Below are 15,810 nucleotides of genomic sequence, written 5' to 3'. Positions count from 1 at the left end.
GTCGATGGAAAACTTCAAGGGCGAACGGGGCGGCTGAAACATTCTATCGGGGGTGATGACCGGTCGGTCATGGGCCACAGCCCGCGCAGTGTCTCGCTCAAGCTGTCTGGCCCCAAGGTTTGCGACGGTTTATCGTGCGGTTTTTATGACTTGGAGCAGTTTGGCCCAAGCGCGTGCTTGTGTATGCTCCGTCGACGTTTCGGGCTCACCATTATAAGAACACTGCCTATGACCCTCAGCACCGACCTGTTCGGCCCCTCGGCGGCGCCCGCGCAGGTCATCCGCAAACACTACGCCACAGAGATGGCGGTCGAACGCACGCGCCTGCTGTATCAGGGTTCGCTGCTGCCGACCTTGTTGATGCTGGTCAACGGCCTGGTCTGCGCCTGGTTATTGTGGAACCCCAAGCAATACCTGCTCGACAGCATCTGGCTGGTGTGGCTGCTCGCCCTGGTGGCCATGCGCGTGATCCAGGTGGCGGCCTTTGACTCGGCCATGCCCAGCCGCCAGGCCCAGCCCATATGGCGGCGCATGTTCATGCTCGGTTCGGCGGTCAGCGGCCTGACCCTGGCCACGGCAGCCATCGCGTTGGTGCCGGTGGACAGCTTCATGCAACAGGCCTGGGTGTTCGGCCTGATCGGTGCCGCGACGCTCTCGGCCAGCGTGGCCTACGCCGTGAGCCTGCCCGCATTCCTGTCCTTTGCCGTGCCGTGCCTGGTGCCGGCCATCCTTTACCTGTTCTGGAACGGCGCCCCGCAGCAGCAAGGTTGGGGCGTGCTCGGCCTGATCCTGCTGGCCTCCTTGAGTGTGGTGGCGTGGCAGGTCAATCGCCTGATCCAGCGCGGGTTGTTGCGCCGCTTCCAGAACCAGGCGCTGATCGAGCACCTGCAGCAGGCGCAGCAACGCAGCGAGCAGTTGAACCAGGAACTGGTACGCGAAGTCGAGCAGCGTCGCCAGGTCGAGCAGGAACTGCGTGAAGCACAAATCGGCCTGCAAGACCGCGTGGCGCAACGCAGCCAGGAACTGGACGCCGCCAGCCTGGCCCTGAACAAGAGTGAGGCGCGCCTGGCCATGGCGCTGCAAGCCAGCGAGCTGGGCCTGTGGGACTGGAACCTGCAAACCGACGAAGTCCATCACACCCAGCTCAAGGAGCTGTTTGGCCTGGAGCCCGAGTACGTCACGGCGATGCTCAGTCACCTCAAGCCGCGCCTGCACCCCGAAGACTTGCCACTGCTCAAGCGTGCGCTGGTGGAGCACCTCAAGGGGCGCAGCGAGGACTACCAGGTCGAATACCGCGTGCGCCACGGTGATGGCCATTGGGTATGGATCGAAGACCGTGGCCGCGCCGTGGAGCGTGCGCCCAGCGGACGAGTCACGCGCATGCTGGGCACGCGCCGCGATATCAGCGCCGACAAGGCCCTGGAAGAACAGCAGCGCCTGGCCTCGACGGTGTTCGAGGCCGCCAGCGAAGGCATCGTGATCCTCGACCCGAATTACGTGCTGATCGCCGTGAACCAGGCCTTCAGCCGCGTCACCGGCTTTGATACCGACGACATGATCGGTCGCAACGTGGTGGAACTGCCCAGCAGTCGTGATGCGCGCCGCCATTTCCCGGTGATCCGCCAGGCATTGCTCAGCCATGGCTCCTGGCAAGGGGAGTTGGTGGAAACGCGCAAGAACGGCGAGTTGTACCCGCAGTGGCTGCAGTTGAATGTCGTGCGCGATGTTCGCGGAAAAGTCAGTCATATCGTGGGCTTCTTCGCCGATCTGTCGGCCCGTCGTGAATCTGAAGAGCGCATGCGCTACCTCACCCACTATGACGAACTGACCGGCCTGGCCAACCGCTCGCTGTTTCGCGAGCGCTTGCGCGAAGCCCATGCGCGGGTGCGTCAGGGCGGGCGCAGCCTGGCGTTGCTGCACATCAACCTGGACCGCTTCAAGCTGCTCAACGACAGCCTTGGCCATGAAGTGGCCGACCAATTACTGCAGAAGATGTCCCGTCGCCTGATCAATGCCTTGCCGGAAGCCGACACCATTGCGCGCCTGTCCGGGGATGAATTCGCGGTGTTGTTTGACGCCTATGGCAACCTGTCGAGCCTGGCGCGGGTGGCCACACGGCTGCTGGCCAAGCTGCGGGTGCCGGTGACGGTGGAAGGGCATGAGCTGGTGGTCAGTGCGTCCATGGGCGTTAGCTTGCTGCCGGATAACGCGCGGGAAATTTCTGCGTTGGTCAGCCAATCGAACATGGCCATGCAGCATGCCAAGCACTTGGGCGGCAATAACTTCCAGTTCTACACCGACAGCCTGCAAGCCAGCACCCTGGAGCGTCTGCAACTGGAAAACCACTTGCGCAAGGCCATCGACGAACGCCAGCTCACGGTGTTCTACCAACCCAAGCTGTGCCTGGCCACTGGCAAGCTGAATGCCGCCGAAGCGCTGATTCGCTGGGAGCACCCGCAGTGGGGCATGGTGCCGCCGGGCGATTTCATCGGCCTGGCCGAAGAGACCGGCCTGATCGTGCCGCTGGGCGAGTTCGTGTTGCGCCAGGCCTGCTGGCAGGCGTGCGAGTGGCAACGCCAGGGGCTGGCGCCGATCCGGGTGTCGGTGAACCTGTCGGTGCATCAATTGCGCCAGGGCAAGCTGGTGAGCCTGGTACGCCAGGTGCTCGAAGAAACCGGCCTTGATCCGCAATACCTGGAGCTGGAACTGACCGAAAGCCAGTTGCTCGACAGCGTTGAGCACATCATCGCCACCTTCCAGCAACTGCGCGACCTGGGCGTGAAGCTGGCGATCGATGACTTCGGCACGGGCTATTCGTCCCTCAGTTACCTCAAGCGCATCCCGGTGGACTACGTGAAGATCGACCAGACCTTTATACGTGGGCTCGGCCAGGGCCGCGAAGACGCCGCGATCACCCGGGCAATCATCGCCATGGCCCATGGGCTGGCGCTCAAGGTGGTGGCCGAAGGTGTGGAAGATCAGCAGCAACTGGATTTCCTTCGCGCAGAGCGCTGCGATGAAGTGCAGGGCTACCTGATCAGCCGGCCGATGCAGGCGCAAGGGTTGGCAGATTTGTTACGTAAAAATGCAGATTTTCCTTAGAGTCGCGGGGCGCGCCCCTGTGGCTACAAAGCCTGTGCCCTTTGAATCAGAGGGCAGCAGGGCGATTTAGTGATGCATCGGGCGGGCAAAACGGCAATTCTTGTAGTATAACTACAAGCTTGCTACATCCCTGGCGTCTGCCAATAACAAGAGTCCTGCCCTTTGAACCTGTTGCAACATATCGCCCAGTCGCGCCACCTGTTACGCAAATCGGAACTCAAGGTTGCCGATCACGTGCTGCTTGACCCTGCGGCCGTGATGCACAGTTCCATGGCCGACCTGGCCCATAGCGTGGGCATCAGTGAGCCGACCATCGTGCGCTTCTGTCGCGCCATCGGCTGCTCCGGGTTCCAGGACCTGAAACTCAAGCTGGCCCAGAGCCTGGCTGCCGGCGCGAGCTTCGGGCAGTTTGCGATCCATGAAGACGACTCCGTCGCCGACTACAGCCTGAAGATCTTCGACACCACGTTGCACACCCTCATGGAAGTGCGCGAGAAGCTCGACCCGGTGGAGCTGCAAAAGGCCGTGACCGCCATGTCCCAGGCCCAGCGGGTCGAGTTCTATGGCTTCGGCGCTTCCGGCGCCGTGGCGGCCGACGCCCAGCACAAGTTCTTCCGCTTGCTGCTCACCGCAGCGGCCTACAGCGACCCGCACATGCAGGCGATGTCGGCGGTGACCTTGAAGCCCACCGACGTGGCGATCTGCATTTCGCAGTCCGGTCGTTCCAAGGATTTGCTGATCACCGCCAACCTGGTGCGTGAGAGCGGCGCTTCGCTGATCACCCTGTGCCCGAGCCAGACGCCGTTGGCGGAGCTGTCCACGGTCAACCTGGCGATCGACGTGCACGAAGACACCGAAATCTACACGCCGCTGACCTCGCGCATCGCCCACCTGGTGGTGATCGACGTGCTGGCCATGGGCGTGGCCATGGCGCGCGGGCCGAGCCTGGTCAACCACCTCAAGAGCGTGAAACGCAGCTTGCGCAGCCTGCGGTTGTCGCCCAAGTCCGTCAAAGCCCTCGACGACTGATAGGTCGCACGCACAGCAATGTGGGGTAGGGCTTGTGTGGGAGCGGGCTTGCTCGCGAAGGCGGCGTGCCAGTCAAGGATGTTGTAACTGAACCACCGCATTCGCGAGCAAGCCCGCTCCCACATTTTGATCGCCTGTATTTCCAGAAGATTCATCGTCCTGTCATCCCCGCGCCGCTAAACCGTAACTCCCCAAGCCCATCCTGAACTCCCCGTACTCGCATTGGGAGATTCCAAATGGCACGTCCCTACGAAGACAGCAACAGCGCCGTAAAGACCCGTCGTCAGCAGGAAGACCAGCGCCGCATGGCGTTCCGTCGGGCAATCGAAGACCGTTGTGAAGAGCGCCAACTGCTCCAGAGCATCACTGACTACCCGGAACTCCATTGGCAGGCACCCGTGGCTGCCCAGCGAAACGCTCAGCCAGCACGCTGATCTGCGCCCGTTCGCTGCGGATAAAGCCCAGGAACGCATGGGCCACCGGTGACAAGCGCTTGGCCTTGGCTTGCACCAGGCACCAGCTGCGGTACAGCGGTAGTTCTTCCACCGGCAGCTCCTTGAGCCCGCCGGTGGCCAGCTCCATGTTGACCGCATGACGCGTCAGCAGGGCTACACCCAAGCCCGCACAGACACATTCGCGCTGCGCCTCGGCCGAGGCCACTTCCACTGTCTGGGTGAAGTGCACGCGTTTCTCCTTGAAGTACTCCTCGCACGCCAGTCGCGTACCGGAGCCCGGCTCGCGCAGCAGCAGCGTGTAGGGTTCCAGGTCCTGCAGGCGCAACGGACCTTGCAGGCTCAAGGGATGGTCCGGTGGCGCCACGGCGACAATCGGGTTGTTGAGGAAGGGCAGGAATTCCAGGCCCATGTCCTGGGGCACCATCGACATGATCACCAGGTCGTCACGGTTGTCCGACAGCCTGCGAATCACCTGTGCGCGGTTGACCACGGTCAGGTGCAATTGCACCTCCGGGTGCTGGCGCTTGAAGGCGGCGAACAAGTGCGGCACGAAGTACTTGGCACTGGACTCAATCGCCAGCTTCAACTGGCCTTGCAGCGATCCCTGCATGTCCGAGAGCTGCATATCGAGGTTTTCCAGGCGCCCGAAGATATCGCGGCTGGCCCGCTGCAGCGCTTCGGCGGCTTCGGTCATGTAGAGCTTTTTGCCAACGTAGTCGAACAACGGCTGGCCGATCAGCTCTTCCAGCTGGCGAATTTGTAGGCTGACGGCCGGTTGTGTGAGGGACATTTCCTCGGCGGCACGGCTGTAGGAGCGCAAATCGCACACTTCGTTAAAGATCTGCAGTTGACGCAATGTCATACGCATCAATGACTTACGCATTATTTTTGTCCTTTCGCCCTGAGCCGTCCGGATAACTATAAGTCTTTACTTATGCACGACCCAATAATTATTGATTTTTGTTAATCCCTTGCGCGGCTTAGTGTGTGTCTCGCGACTGTCATGAAACATTTAGTCACGCGCCGACCCGGGTCTAGCGGGTTGAAGAACGCAGCAATCGGCTCAAGGGAATTTCCAAGTGATAAAAAAGATCCTGATCGCCAACCGTGGTGAAATTGCCGTACGAATCGTGCGTGCCTGCGCCGAGATGGGCATTCGCTCGGTCGCGGTCTTTTCCGACGCCGACCGCCATGCGTTGCACGTCAAACGTGCCGACGAAGCCCACAGCATTGGTGCCGAGCCCCTGGCCGGCTACCTGAACCCGCGCAAGCTGGTGAACCTGGCCGTGGAAACCGGCTGTGACGCGTTGCACCCGGGCTATGGTTTTCTGTCGGAAAACGCCGAACTGGCAGACATCTGTGCCGAACGTGGGATCAAGTTCATTGGTCCGTCCGCCGAAGTCATCCGCCGCATGGGCGACAAGACTGAAGCGCGCCGCAGCATGATCAAGGCCGGCGTGCCGGTCACCCCCGGCACCGAAGGCAACGTCGCCGATATCCATGAAGCCCTGACCGAAGGCGACCGCATTGGTTACCCGGTGATGCTCAAGGCTACCTCCGGTGGCGGCGGGCGCGGTATCCGTCGTTGCAACAGCCGCGAAGAACTCGAACAAGCCTTCCCCCGCGTGATTTCCGAAGCCACCAAGGCCTTCGGTTCGGCGGAAGTGTTCCTGGAAAAATGCATCGTCAACCCCAAGCACATCGAGGCGCAGATCCTTGGTGACAGCTTTGGCAACGTGGTGCACCTGTTCGAGCGCGATTGCTCGATCCAGCGTCGTAACCAGAAGCTTATCGAAATCGCCCCAAGCCCCCAGCTGACCCCTGAGCAGCGCGCCTACATCGGCGACCTGTCGGTGCGCGCGGCGAAGGCCGTGGGCTACGAGAATGCCGGCACCGTGGAGTTCCTGCTCGCCGAGGGCGAGGTGTACTTCATGGAGATGAACACCCGGGTGCAGGTGGAACACACCATCACCGAGGAAATCACCGGCATCGACATCGTGCGTGAGCAGATTCGCATTGCATCGGGGCTGCCGCTGTCGGTCAAGCAGGAAGACATCCAGCACCGGGGGTTCGCGTTGCAGTTCCGTATCAACGCCGAAGACCCGAAGAACAACTTCCTGCCGAGCTTCGGCAAGATCACCCGCTATTACGCCCCAGGCGGTCCTGGCGTGCGGACCGACACAGCGATTTACACCGGCTACACCATCCCGCCGTTCTACGACTCCATGTGCCTGAAACTGGTGGTGTGGGCGTTGACCTGGGAAGAAGCCATGGACCGTGGCCTGCGCGCCCTGGACGACATGCGCCTGCAAGGTGTGAAGACCACCGCCGCCTACTACCAGGAAATCCTGCGCAACCCGGAATTCCGCAGCGGCCAGTTCAATACAAGCTTTGTGGAAAGCCATCCTGAGCTGACCAACTACTCGATCAAGCGCAAACCCGAAGAGCTGGCCCTGGCCATCGCCGCCGCCATCGCCGCCCACGCAGGCCTGTGAGGAAAAGAATAATGAGCAAGAAAATCTTCGTAACCGACACCATCCTGCGCGACGCCCACCAATCGTTGCTCGCGACCCGCATGCGCACCGACGACATGCTGCCGATCTGCGACAAGCTCGACAAAGTCGGCTACTGGTCCCTGGAAGTCTGGGGCGGCGCGACCTTCGACGCCTGTGTGCGCTTCTTGAAAGAAGACCCGTGGGAACGCCTGCGCAAACTGCGCGCGGCGTTGCCCAACACCCGCCTGCAAATGCTGCTGCGTGGGCAGAACCTGCTGGGCTACCGCCACTACAGCGACGACGTGGTCAAGGCCTTCGTCGCCAAGGCTGCCGTGAATGGCATCGACGTGTTCCGCATCTTCGACGCCATGAACGATGTGCGTAACCTGCGCGTGGCCATCGAAGCCGTGAAAGCGGCCGGCAAACATGCCCAGGGCACCATCGCCTACACCACCAGCCCAGTGCATACCGTCGAAGCCTTCGTGGCCCAGGCCAAGCAACTGGAGTCCATGGGTTGCGACTCCATCGCGATCAAGGACATGGCCGGCCTGCTGACCCCGTACGCCACAGGTGAGCTGGTCAAGGCGCTGAAAGCCGAGCAGACCCTGCCGATCTTCATCCACTCCCACGACACCGCCGGCCTGGCCGCGATGTGCCAGCTCAAGGCTATTGAAAACGGTGCCGACCACATCGACACCGCCATCTCCAGCTTCGCCTGGGGCACCAGCCACCCGGGCACCGAGTCGATGGTCGCCGCCCTCAAAGGCAGCGAATTCGACACCGGCCTCGACCTGGAGCTGCTGCAGGAAATCGGTTTGTACTTCTACGCCGTGCGCAAGAAGTACCACCAGTTCGAAAGCGAATTCACCGCGGTCGACACCCGTGTGCAAGTCAACCAGGTGCCGGGCGGCATGATCTCCAACCTGGCCAACCAGCTCAAAGAGCAGGGCGCACTGAACCGCATGAGCGAAGTGCTGGCCGAGATCCCGCGTGTGCGTGAAGACCTCGGCTTCCCGCCGCTGGTGACCCCGACCTCGCAGATCGTCGGCACCCAGGCGTTCTTCAACGTGCTGGCCGGCGAGCGCTACAAGACCATCACTAATGAAGTGAAGCTGTACCTGCAAGGCGGCTACGGCAAGGCGCCGGGCACCGTGAACGAGAAACTGCGGCGCCAGGCGATCGGCAGCGAAGAAGTGATCGACGTGCGCCCGGCTGATTTGCTCAAGCCGGAAATGACCAAGCTGCGCGGCGAAATCGGCGCGTTGGCCAAGTCCGAAGAAGACGTGCTGACCTACGCCATGTTCCCGGACATCGGCCGTAAGTTCCTCGAAGAACGCGACGCGGGCACCCTGGCGCCAGAAGTGCTGTTGCCGATCCCTGAAGCCGGTGGCGTGGCTCGCCCGGGTGGCGAGGGCGTACCGACCGAGTTCGTCATCGACGTGCACGGTGAAAGCTACCGCGTGGACATCACCGGTGTCGGCGTTAAGGCCGAAGGCAAGCGTCACTTCTACCTGTCCATCGACGGCATGCCCGAAGAAGTGGTGTTCGAACCGCTCAACGAGTTCGTCAGCAGTGGCGGCAGCAAGCGCAAGCACGCCACGGCGCCGGGTCACGTCAGCACGGCGATGCCGGGCAATATCGTCGACGTGCTGGTCAAGGAAGGCGATGTGGTCAAGGCCGGCCAGGCCGTGCTGATCACCGAAGCCATGAAGATGGAGACTGAAGTGCAGGCGGCCATCGCCGGTAAGGTCACCGCCGTTCATGTGGCCAAGGGCGACCGGGTCAACCCGGGTGAAATCCTGATTGAAATCGAAGGCTGATCCAGCCTTCGACACTACCGCTTAATCCTCGGGGGGGCAGGTGCCCCCCTTTTTTTTGCCTGGGATTTGAGGGTCAGAACCGAATCCGCCACTGTCCGGTCAGGCTTTGGCTGCTGCTGTGGGTGCCGGACTCGCTGGCGTAGGCCAGGCCGACGCTATGGTTGTTCGTCAAGGCCAGGTCCAACCCCGCCTGCAGGTTGAGGCTGTTGCGGTCCAGGGATGTGCCTTGGATGGTGAAGTCGTCAATGGCGCCGCCGCCATATCGGAAGGACTGGCGCACCCGACTGTCCACATCGCCATACAGGTGTTTCCAACCGCTGCTCAGGTGCGGCGTGAGGATCATCTGGTTATCGAACCTGTACGACTTCGCCAGGCGCAGGCCGAGGGTGCTGTTGACGTTCTGCTGGGTTTGCGCGCGGACATTCAGCGCCGTCAGCCCGCCATGCTCCTGGAAGCCGTCACGTTGATAGCGCTGGTAGCCAAGGCCGGCAAACGGTTCAAGGCTGAAGTCCCCACGGCCCAGCTGATAGCCGAATTCGGCGAAAGCCGTCTGGCTTGTGGCGTCGTAGTTGCCGTTGAGTGAGTTCTTGTAACCCTGGATATCGATCGTGCGTTTATTCTTCCCGCCATGGTTGCTGTAGATCGCTCCCAGGCGCAGGGCCAGGGGGCCGTCCTGGCGTACGGCATAGGCGCCCAGGTGCCAGCTGTCCAGCTCGGCGGCAAAGCGCCTGGCGTCCAGGCGATGAGTGGATTTTGCGCCCAGCACGCCGACCCGCCAGGCGTGGTCCAGCGCCCAATCCGTACCCAACAGCAGGCCTTGGGTGTCCAGGTTAAGACCGGCGCTGCCGCGTTGGCCGTCGAGGCTGCCCTCATTGCCGAGGTTTTTTACCCAGAAGTGGCCGTCTTCGTCAGTCGGCAATTCGCGCAAAGTGGTGAGCAAGCGGTGGCTGAGTTGTTGTGTGGTGTTCTGGGTGGCTGCAGCCAGGTTGGCATGTTGACTGCCCGCCAGTTGCTCCAGGGCCGCGCCATAGCCACCCGGTTGTCTTTTGAGCGCATCATCCAACTTTTGCAGGGCTTTGAGCTGTTCGGAGGTCAGTTGGCCTGACTCCAGCAGGCGAATCAGCGCAGGGTCGAGCACCTTGGCGACTTGCAAGCCATTGGGGGTAGTCGCCTGCCGGGCGAGGTAATTGTCTAGTAGGGCCGCTGGTTCTTCAGGCGTGTAGAACCACTCATCAAGCGCGTCATACGGTTGAATCGAGTACGGTCTGTATTCGATATCACCACGGGCATGCGCGAGTTGAAAACCGCCAGCAGCCACAAGGCTGATGATGAACGCTGATCTACGGGGTATATGGGGCATGAATTCCCGACCTCTGTTGAATGAGGTCGGGAATCTAGCGAGGTGACGGGGGGATAACTGTCAGGTCATCGACCCCTGTTTTGCAGGAGTCGTCTTTCGTGCGCAGCGATTAAAAACTCATCTGCCATTGCCCGATCACCGCGTGGTTGCGGCTGTTGCTGCCAATCTCGCCGTTGTAGCCCAGGCCCAGGGTGTGGCGGGCTGACAAACCGACGTCCAGGCCGGCTTCCAGCAGCAGGCTGTCGCGGTCCAGGGCGCTGCCTTCGACATTGAACGCGGTGCCGCCCGCGAGGAAGGCTTGGCGCGTGTTGCTGTCGACATCGCCGTAGGTGTGCTTCCAGCCTGCGCTGACCCTCGGAGTGAAGCTGATGCCGTTTTCCAACTGGCTCAGATGCGCCAGGCGCAGGCCCAGGGTGCTGTTGACGTTGTCCTGGGTCTGGCCGTCGACATGCAGCGCGGCGGCGCCGCCTTTTTCGTTGTAGCTGTCACGGTGGTAACGCTGGTAGCCGAGGTTGGCGAACGGTTCGGCGCTCAGACGGCCGCTGCCCATGGCGTAACCCAGCTCGGCGAAGGCTTGTTGGCTGTTGGCGTCGTAATCGCCTTTGGGTGTGTCGCTGAACCCGTTGAAGGCCACCGTGCGTTTGCTATCACCCTGGTGCCCGCTGTAGGCCGCGCCCAGGCGCAAGGCCAAGGGGCCACTCTGGCGCAGGGCGTAGACGCCGGCGTGCCAGCTGTCGACGCTGCCGTCAACGCCGGTGGTGTCCAGGTCAGTCTTGGAATAGCCGCCCAGCACACCCAGGCGCCAGTCGCTATCCACTGCCCAGTCGGCGCCCAGCACACTGCCTTTGGTACGTTGGGTCAGCCCGCTGTTGCCGTGCTCGCCGTCCAGCTTGCCGTAGCTGCCGATGCCTTGCAGCCACAGGCGGCCGCGAGCGTTCGGGTCGTTGAGGTTGCGCGCCTCGGCGGGCACACCGGTGGCCGCGAGTACAGGAGTGTCACGGCTATCGAGCCCCACCAGCAAACCCGCGCCACCGCCCAGTTGATGCATCGCCGCGAGCATGCTGCCGCCCACCTGGGCGCTGGCGCCGAGGGTAGCGCTGGTGAGGTTGGCGGTGCTGCTGCCGGCCAGTTGCTCGATGGCCGCGCCCGCGGTAGCGCTCGTGCTGGTGATCAAGGCGTTATACAGCGCGTTATCCTTGCCCAGGCCGGCCAAGCCGTTGGCGGCGCTGCTGCCGTTGGCGCTGCTGGCGAAACTGTTGAAGCTGACGTCGTTGCGGGTGTAGGTCAGGCCGATTTGGGTGGTGCTGTAATCCAGGGTTGGGGTCAGGAACGCATAGTCGCTGGTGACCTTCGCAAACTGCCCGTTGATGTTGCCGGCTTGCAGCAAGGTGTAATGGCCTTGCCACGGTGAATTACCACTGAGTGCCAACACCGAATGGCTGCCCAGGGTCAGGTCGCGGGTAATGGTGATAGGGCCCTGGGTGGTATTGGCCTGCAGCGTACCGTTGACGGTCAGGCCGCCTACCGAGCCGTTGCCGGCATACACACCGCCAGCGTCGACCGTCACGTTGCCCGCGATACCGCCCTGGTTGATCAGTGTGGCGCCGCTGAAAATCTCGCCGCCGTCACTGAAATCACCGCTGCCGGTGAGTGTCCAGGTGCCTTGCTTGACGTCCAGCCACTCGAAGTTGCGGCTGTCACCCAAGCTGCCGCCTGCGGCGTCGTCCATCGTGACGCGGTCATACCCCGCGCCGCCATCGACCGTGCCGACAAACCGGCTGCCCGCCAGCAACACCAGTTTGTCGTCGCCACCGCCCAGGTCCAGGGCCAGGCCGTTGCTGCCACGGATGATGCCGTCGTTGATCACGGTGTCGGCAAAGTTGCCGACGAACTTCACGCCAAAGCCATTCAGCCCCTGGATGACGCCATGGTTTTCCAGGGTGGTGGCGGCAAGGCCCGGGCCGTCGCTGCCGTCGTCCACCAGGATCGCGTTGTTGGCGCCGCTGACCAGCGCGCCCTTGGCGTTGTACACCGTGCCGCCCCCCAGGGCGATGCCTTCGCTGCCGTTGGCAAAACCGTTCTTGTCGACGCCACCTGCGCCGACGCCCTGGATGATGCCGTAGTTTTCGATGTGGGCGATCTTGTCGATGTCCACGCCATCGCCGTCGCCGTCCGGTTGCAGCCCGGAAAACGCGCCGGTGATGGTGCCATGGTTGATCACCGTGCCGTCGCCGTCGGAGCCAAAACCCGAACCGTTACGGCCGATCACCGTGCCGTAGTTGGTCAGCGTGGCGCCCAGGTCGGTGGTAATGCCGTGACGGCCACCGGAAATCAGGCCGTAGTTGGTCACCGTCACACCGGTGGCGGAGTCGATATCGACGCCGTCGAACTTGTCATCGCGGGAGAAGGTGTTGCCCGTGGAAATCTCACCGTAGTTGGTGATGCTGGCGTTGGCGCCGGTCTTCATGCCGTCGCTGGCGTCGCCGCGAATCAGCCCGCCTGCGCGGTTGATAATGGTGGTGGCGACGTTGTTGCTGCGGATCGCATCCAGGTCCAGCCCTTGGCCGGTGGCCGAGCGAATGGTGCCACTGTTGTCGATCAACAACGTGCCGCTGGCGAAATTGCTGTTGATGCGCAGCGCATCATTGGCGCCCTGGATCACGCCGCCCGCAAGGTTGTAGATGCTGTAGTTGCGCGCGCCGGTGATCGTCCCCGAGCTGTCGATACCCCGACCGCCGCTGGACACCAGCTTGCCTGCGTTGGTGATCACCACGCCCGCACCGTTGGTGCCGTCCTTCAAGGTCACCGCCACGCCGGACGTGGTGATGCTGCCGGTGGCTGAGGTGGTCAACGCATCACTGCCACCCAGGGTTTGCCCGGTGGTCGTGGGTGCAGTGATTTGCAGGTTCTTCGGCGGCGCGGGGTCTGCTTCAGCGAAACCGCTGCCAGCCAATAAAGTGATGGCCAACGCAAGACGGTGGGGCGACGGGGGCATGACGGACGACCTTGTTATAAGAAACGAGTCGACCTGTATAGCGGAGGGTGTTTACAGGAATGTGTCGGGGAGGTGACGGCTTGTAAATCTGCAGTTTATTGCTTACGTCCGTGGCATATAGGGTATGCGCATGCATTATATTGCGCTAATTGCTCGGCAGTTTTCGAATTTATGCACTATATTGCAGATTGACCGCCCTCAAGATGATTTAAGGTGCATTAAATTGCAGATCGACGCCGCATTCAAATTGACGCTTCAGGTGTTCGATGCCGATGTCTGGCAGGACGCGATGATTCTGGAGTTTACCGAGCCACAAGCCGGTTTCGCCGGCCCTTGTCGCTACGCCTACGAGAGCGTCTACCTGGAGAATCACCTGGACCACATTGAGACGTTGTTTTCCACGGCGGTCAGCGTACGAGTACCGCCTACCTGGGGGCGGGAGTCGCTCAATCAGGCGCCCGCGTTTCTGTACGACATTGCTCCGGCAGGTGCTGCAAAACGCTTTCTCCTGAACCGTATTGGCGCAGAAAAACCCGACAACCTCAGTGCGGACCTGTTCCTGCTGGCGCGCAGTACGCCCGCGCCTATCGGCCATATGCGCATCAAGGAGTCTGGGCGTGCAGAGGCGCATCGCCCTGTCGTCGGCTTTGCGCGCAAAGAGGTCGTTGAACGCGATAACCGCTTTCTTGAGTACGCTTATGAGCAGGGCGCTGCCATTGGTGGCGCCACGGGGGCGGGTGGCGAAGCCCCAAAATTGCTGCTTGCTCAGAGCCATGACGGGCTGCTGTACCCCGATGCGGTCCTGGAGGATGCACACGTTACCCAGCACTGGTTTATCAAGTTCGCCCGCAACCAAGGCTTGCAGCGCGATCAGGACATCCTCAGGAGCGAGTACCACTTCTACAAGGCATTGCAGGTGCTGGGCATTGAAACGGTTGCAGCAGAAGGGCTCGCGTTGGAAGAGGCCAGCAAGCCCAGTTTGTGGATGCACCGCTTTGATCGCGCTGTCAGTGACCAGGGCGTAGAGCGTTTTGCGGTGGAGTCGATTTATTCGGCGGCGGGCAATACAGCGCCCGGCAGTTCCATGGATCATGTAAAGGTTGTGCAACTGCTGGCCAGTCTTTGGAAAACCGCCGGTCAGAGCGAGCAAATCACTGATCTTGTCGTCGATTACCTGCGTCGTGATTTGCTGAATAAAATCCTCGGTAACTCCGATAACCATGGGCGCAATACCTCCATTATCAGGGGGGCCGACAGCTTGCGCCTTGCGCCTATCTACGATCTGGCCCCAATGGTCATGGATGATGAAGGCATCACCCGTACCACGAAGTGGCCGGGGGCACTGGAAGTTGCGGGGGACATTGATTGGCGAGGCGTTTGCAACGTGCTTTCGCCGGTGGTTGACCCTGGCTTGGTTTATGAACGCCTTCGTGAAGAGGCGCAGCGTCTGCGAGCCTTGCCCGACATCCTCGTCGCCAGCGGCCTGCCGGAGGTCACCCTGAATCATCCTCGTATCGCGCTGCGTGAGCTGGACCGGCGTTTGGCTGAGTGGGGGTTGAGATGAGTATTTCCATTGACCAGCGTGCACAGGTCATTGAAGACGTTGAGCTGGGCTTGGCGCAGGGCACACTTGAGTTGGGTGAGGCCGTACGCCGTCTTCGCACCGAAGTCACCGGGCTACACCAAAGCCAGTTCGCCAGGATGTGCAAAATCTCCGTGCGCACCTTGGTGCATATTGAGCATGGTGAAGGCAATCAGACACTGAAGTCGCTGAATGCCGTGTTCAGGCCGTTCGGGCTGAAAATGGGAGTGGTGAAGGTACGACGGGAGGTGTGACAGAACGGTTCCCACTTTTGTGGGAACCGTACAAGGCGCTAGGCCCGGCACTCGGCCAAGGTTTTCAGCTGGCCTTCACCCCTCTGATTCCCCTCCGACAACCATTCCTCAAAGCCCGCCCCCACCTTGGGCCATTCCGAGTCGATAATCGAATACCACGCCGTGTCGCGGTTCTGGCCCTTGACCACCATGTGCTGGCGGAACACGCCTTCAAAACTGAAGCCCAGGCGTTCGGCTGCATATTTGGAGCGGGCGTTGCCGTTGTTGCACTTCCACTCCAGGCGACGATAGCCCTGCTCGAACGCATGTTTGGCGAGCAGGTACACCGCTTCGGTGCTTTTTGGCGAGCGCTGCATGGGCGCACCGAAGGTGACGTGGCCGATTTCGATGCGGCCCTGGGCCGGCACGATGGACATCAGGCTGAGGATGCCCTGCACCTGGCCGGTGGCGCGGTCGATCACGCTGAAGAAATACGGGTCGGCGTGCTGGGCATGGTTGTCGAGCCAGGCATCAAACGCGGCGCGCTCGGGGAACGGCCCGTAAGGCAGGTAATCCCACAGCTTGGGGTCGGCACCGGGGCCTTGCAGGGCTTGGAACAAGTCATCGCCATGGCGCGCGGGGTCGAGTTTTTCCAGGCGGATAAAGCGCCCTTCGAGCCGTTGCACGGTAGGGGCGGGGACGCCTTTCCAGTCGGTGAGGGAAGTGGACATGCTGCGCT

General features: G+C 61.8%; 11 protein-coding genes. 7 read left to right on the top strand and 4 right to left on the bottom strand.

Features of this window, described 5'->3' with window-relative positions; genetic code table 11:
• The first annotated feature begins 228 nt into the window (after positions 1-228).
• The 3 genes from ACVWVP_RS02730 (at position 229) to ACVWVP_RS02720 (ending at position 4,565) form a co-directional block, all read left to right on the top strand.
• On the top strand, positions 229-3,102 hold the full coding sequence (locus tag ACVWVP_RS02730) for an EAL domain-containing protein (RefSeq protein WP_178920462.1): 2,874 nt from the start codon (positions 229-231) through the stop codon (positions 3,100-3,102).
• Between the two features lie 162 nt (positions 3,103-3,264).
• Entirely contained in the window at positions 3,265-4,131 is an 867-nt protein-coding gene (hexR, locus tag ACVWVP_RS02725; protein WP_003177007.1) for a transcriptional regulator HexR, read from the top strand.
• Between the two features lie 236 nt (positions 4,132-4,367).
• On the top strand, positions 4,368-4,565 hold the full coding sequence (locus ACVWVP_RS02720; RefSeq protein WP_178920460.1) for a PA3496 family putative envelope integrity protein: 198 nt from the start codon (positions 4,368-4,370) through the stop codon (positions 4,563-4,565).
• On the opposite strand, the gene ACVWVP_RS02715 is transcribed toward ACVWVP_RS02720, so the two are convergent.
• A complete protein-coding gene (locus tag ACVWVP_RS02715) occupies positions 4,495-5,469 on the bottom strand; it encodes a LysR family transcriptional regulator (RefSeq protein ID WP_178920458.1) in 975 nt (324 codons plus the stop codon). The genes ACVWVP_RS02720 and ACVWVP_RS02715 overlap by 71 nt on opposite strands.
• 196 nt (positions 5,470-5,665) lie before the next feature.
• Between ACVWVP_RS02715 and ACVWVP_RS02710 the strand changes: the two genes are divergently transcribed.
• Both ACVWVP_RS02710 and oadA read left to right on the top strand, forming a co-directional pair.
• Positions 5,666-7,081: an acetyl-CoA carboxylase biotin carboxylase subunit gene (locus ACVWVP_RS02710; RefSeq protein ID WP_016971700.1), complete on the top strand. Its 1,416-nt coding sequence runs from the start codon at positions 5,666-5,668 to the stop codon at positions 7,079-7,081.
• An 11-nt stretch (positions 7,082-7,092) separates the two neighbouring features.
• Positions 7,093-8,901 carry a sodium-extruding oxaloacetate decarboxylase subunit alpha gene (gene oadA, locus ACVWVP_RS02705; protein ID WP_016971699.1) on the top strand — a complete coding sequence of 603 codons (1,809 nt, stop codon included), beginning with the start codon at positions 7,093-7,095 and terminating at the stop codon, positions 8,899-8,901.
• Between the two features lie 73 nt (positions 8,902-8,974).
• On the opposite strand, the gene ACVWVP_RS02700 is transcribed toward oadA, so the two are convergent.
• Together ACVWVP_RS02700 and ACVWVP_RS02695 are read right to left on the bottom strand one after the other, a co-directional pair.
• Positions 8,975-10,261, bottom strand: a complete 1,287-nt coding sequence (locus ACVWVP_RS02700) for an autotransporter outer membrane beta-barrel domain-containing protein (protein ID WP_457404434.1) — start codon at positions 10,259-10,261, stop codon at positions 8,975-8,977.
• A gap of 109 nt (positions 10,262-10,370) precedes the next feature.
• Positions 10,371-13,256 carry an autotransporter outer membrane beta-barrel domain-containing protein gene (locus ACVWVP_RS02695; RefSeq protein WP_457404433.1) on the bottom strand — a complete coding sequence of 962 codons (2,886 nt, stop codon included), beginning with the start codon at positions 13,254-13,256 and terminating at the stop codon, positions 10,371-10,373.
• A 289-nt stretch (positions 13,257-13,545) separates the two neighbouring features.
• On the opposite strand from ACVWVP_RS02695, the gene ACVWVP_RS02690 reads away from it, so the two are divergent.
• Both ACVWVP_RS02690 and ACVWVP_RS02685 read left to right on the top strand, forming a co-directional pair.
• A complete protein-coding gene (locus tag ACVWVP_RS02690) occupies positions 13,546-14,820 on the top strand; it encodes a HipA domain-containing protein (protein ID WP_178920501.1) in 1,275 nt (424 codons plus the stop codon).
• Entirely contained in the window at positions 14,817-15,092 is a 276-nt protein-coding gene (locus ACVWVP_RS02685) for a helix-turn-helix domain-containing protein (RefSeq protein ID WP_176994518.1), read from the top strand. The genes ACVWVP_RS02690 and ACVWVP_RS02685 overlap by 4 nt, the downstream gene beginning before the upstream one ends.
• A gap of 38 nt (positions 15,093-15,130) precedes the next feature.
• On the opposite strand, the gene ACVWVP_RS02680 is transcribed toward ACVWVP_RS02685, so the two are convergent.
• Positions 15,131-15,802, bottom strand: a complete 672-nt coding sequence (locus ACVWVP_RS02680; protein WP_178920452.1) for a GNAT family N-acetyltransferase — start codon at positions 15,800-15,802, stop codon at positions 15,131-15,133.
• Positions 15,803-15,810: the final 8 nt, after the last annotated feature.

It is taken from the genome of Pseudomonas sp. TE24901, assembly GCF_054058375.1.
The sequence above is the reverse complement of the archived record's forward strand: the minus strand, read 5'-3'. Positions and strand labels throughout refer to the sequence as shown.

Bases quoted from the DNA above. Each gene is read 5' to 3' on its own strand.
- ACVWVP_RS02715 (WP_178920458.1), bottom strand. From the start codon at position 5,469: ATGCGTAAGTCATTGATGCGTATGACATTGCGTCAACTGCAGATCTTT.
- ACVWVP_RS02680 (WP_178920452.1), bottom strand. From the start codon at position 15,802: ATGTCCACTTCCCTCACCGACTGGAAAGGCGTCCCCGCCCCTACCGTG.
- oadA (WP_016971699.1), top strand. From the start codon at position 7,093: ATGAGCAAGAAAATCTTCGTAACCGACACCATCCTGCGCGACGCCCAC.
- ACVWVP_RS02695 (WP_457404433.1), bottom strand. From the start codon at position 13,256: ATGCCCCCGTCGCCCCACCGTCTTGCGTTGGCCATCACTTTATTGGCT.
- ACVWVP_RS02730 (WP_178920462.1), top strand. From the start codon at position 229: ATGACCCTCAGCACCGACCTGTTCGGCCCCTCGGCGGCGCCCGCGCAG.
- ACVWVP_RS02690 (WP_178920501.1), top strand. From the start codon at position 13,546: ATGATTCTGGAGTTTACCGAGCCACAAGCCGGTTTCGCCGGCCCTTGT.
- ACVWVP_RS02700 (WP_457404434.1), bottom strand. From the start codon at position 10,261: ATGCCCCATATACCCCGTAGATCAGCGTTCATCATCAGCCTTGTGGCT.
- ACVWVP_RS02685 (WP_176994518.1), top strand. From the start codon at position 14,817: ATGAGTATTTCCATTGACCAGCGTGCACAGGTCATTGAAGACGTTGAG.
- ACVWVP_RS02720 (WP_178920460.1), top strand. From the start codon at position 4,368: ATGGCACGTCCCTACGAAGACAGCAACAGCGCCGTAAAGACCCGTCGT.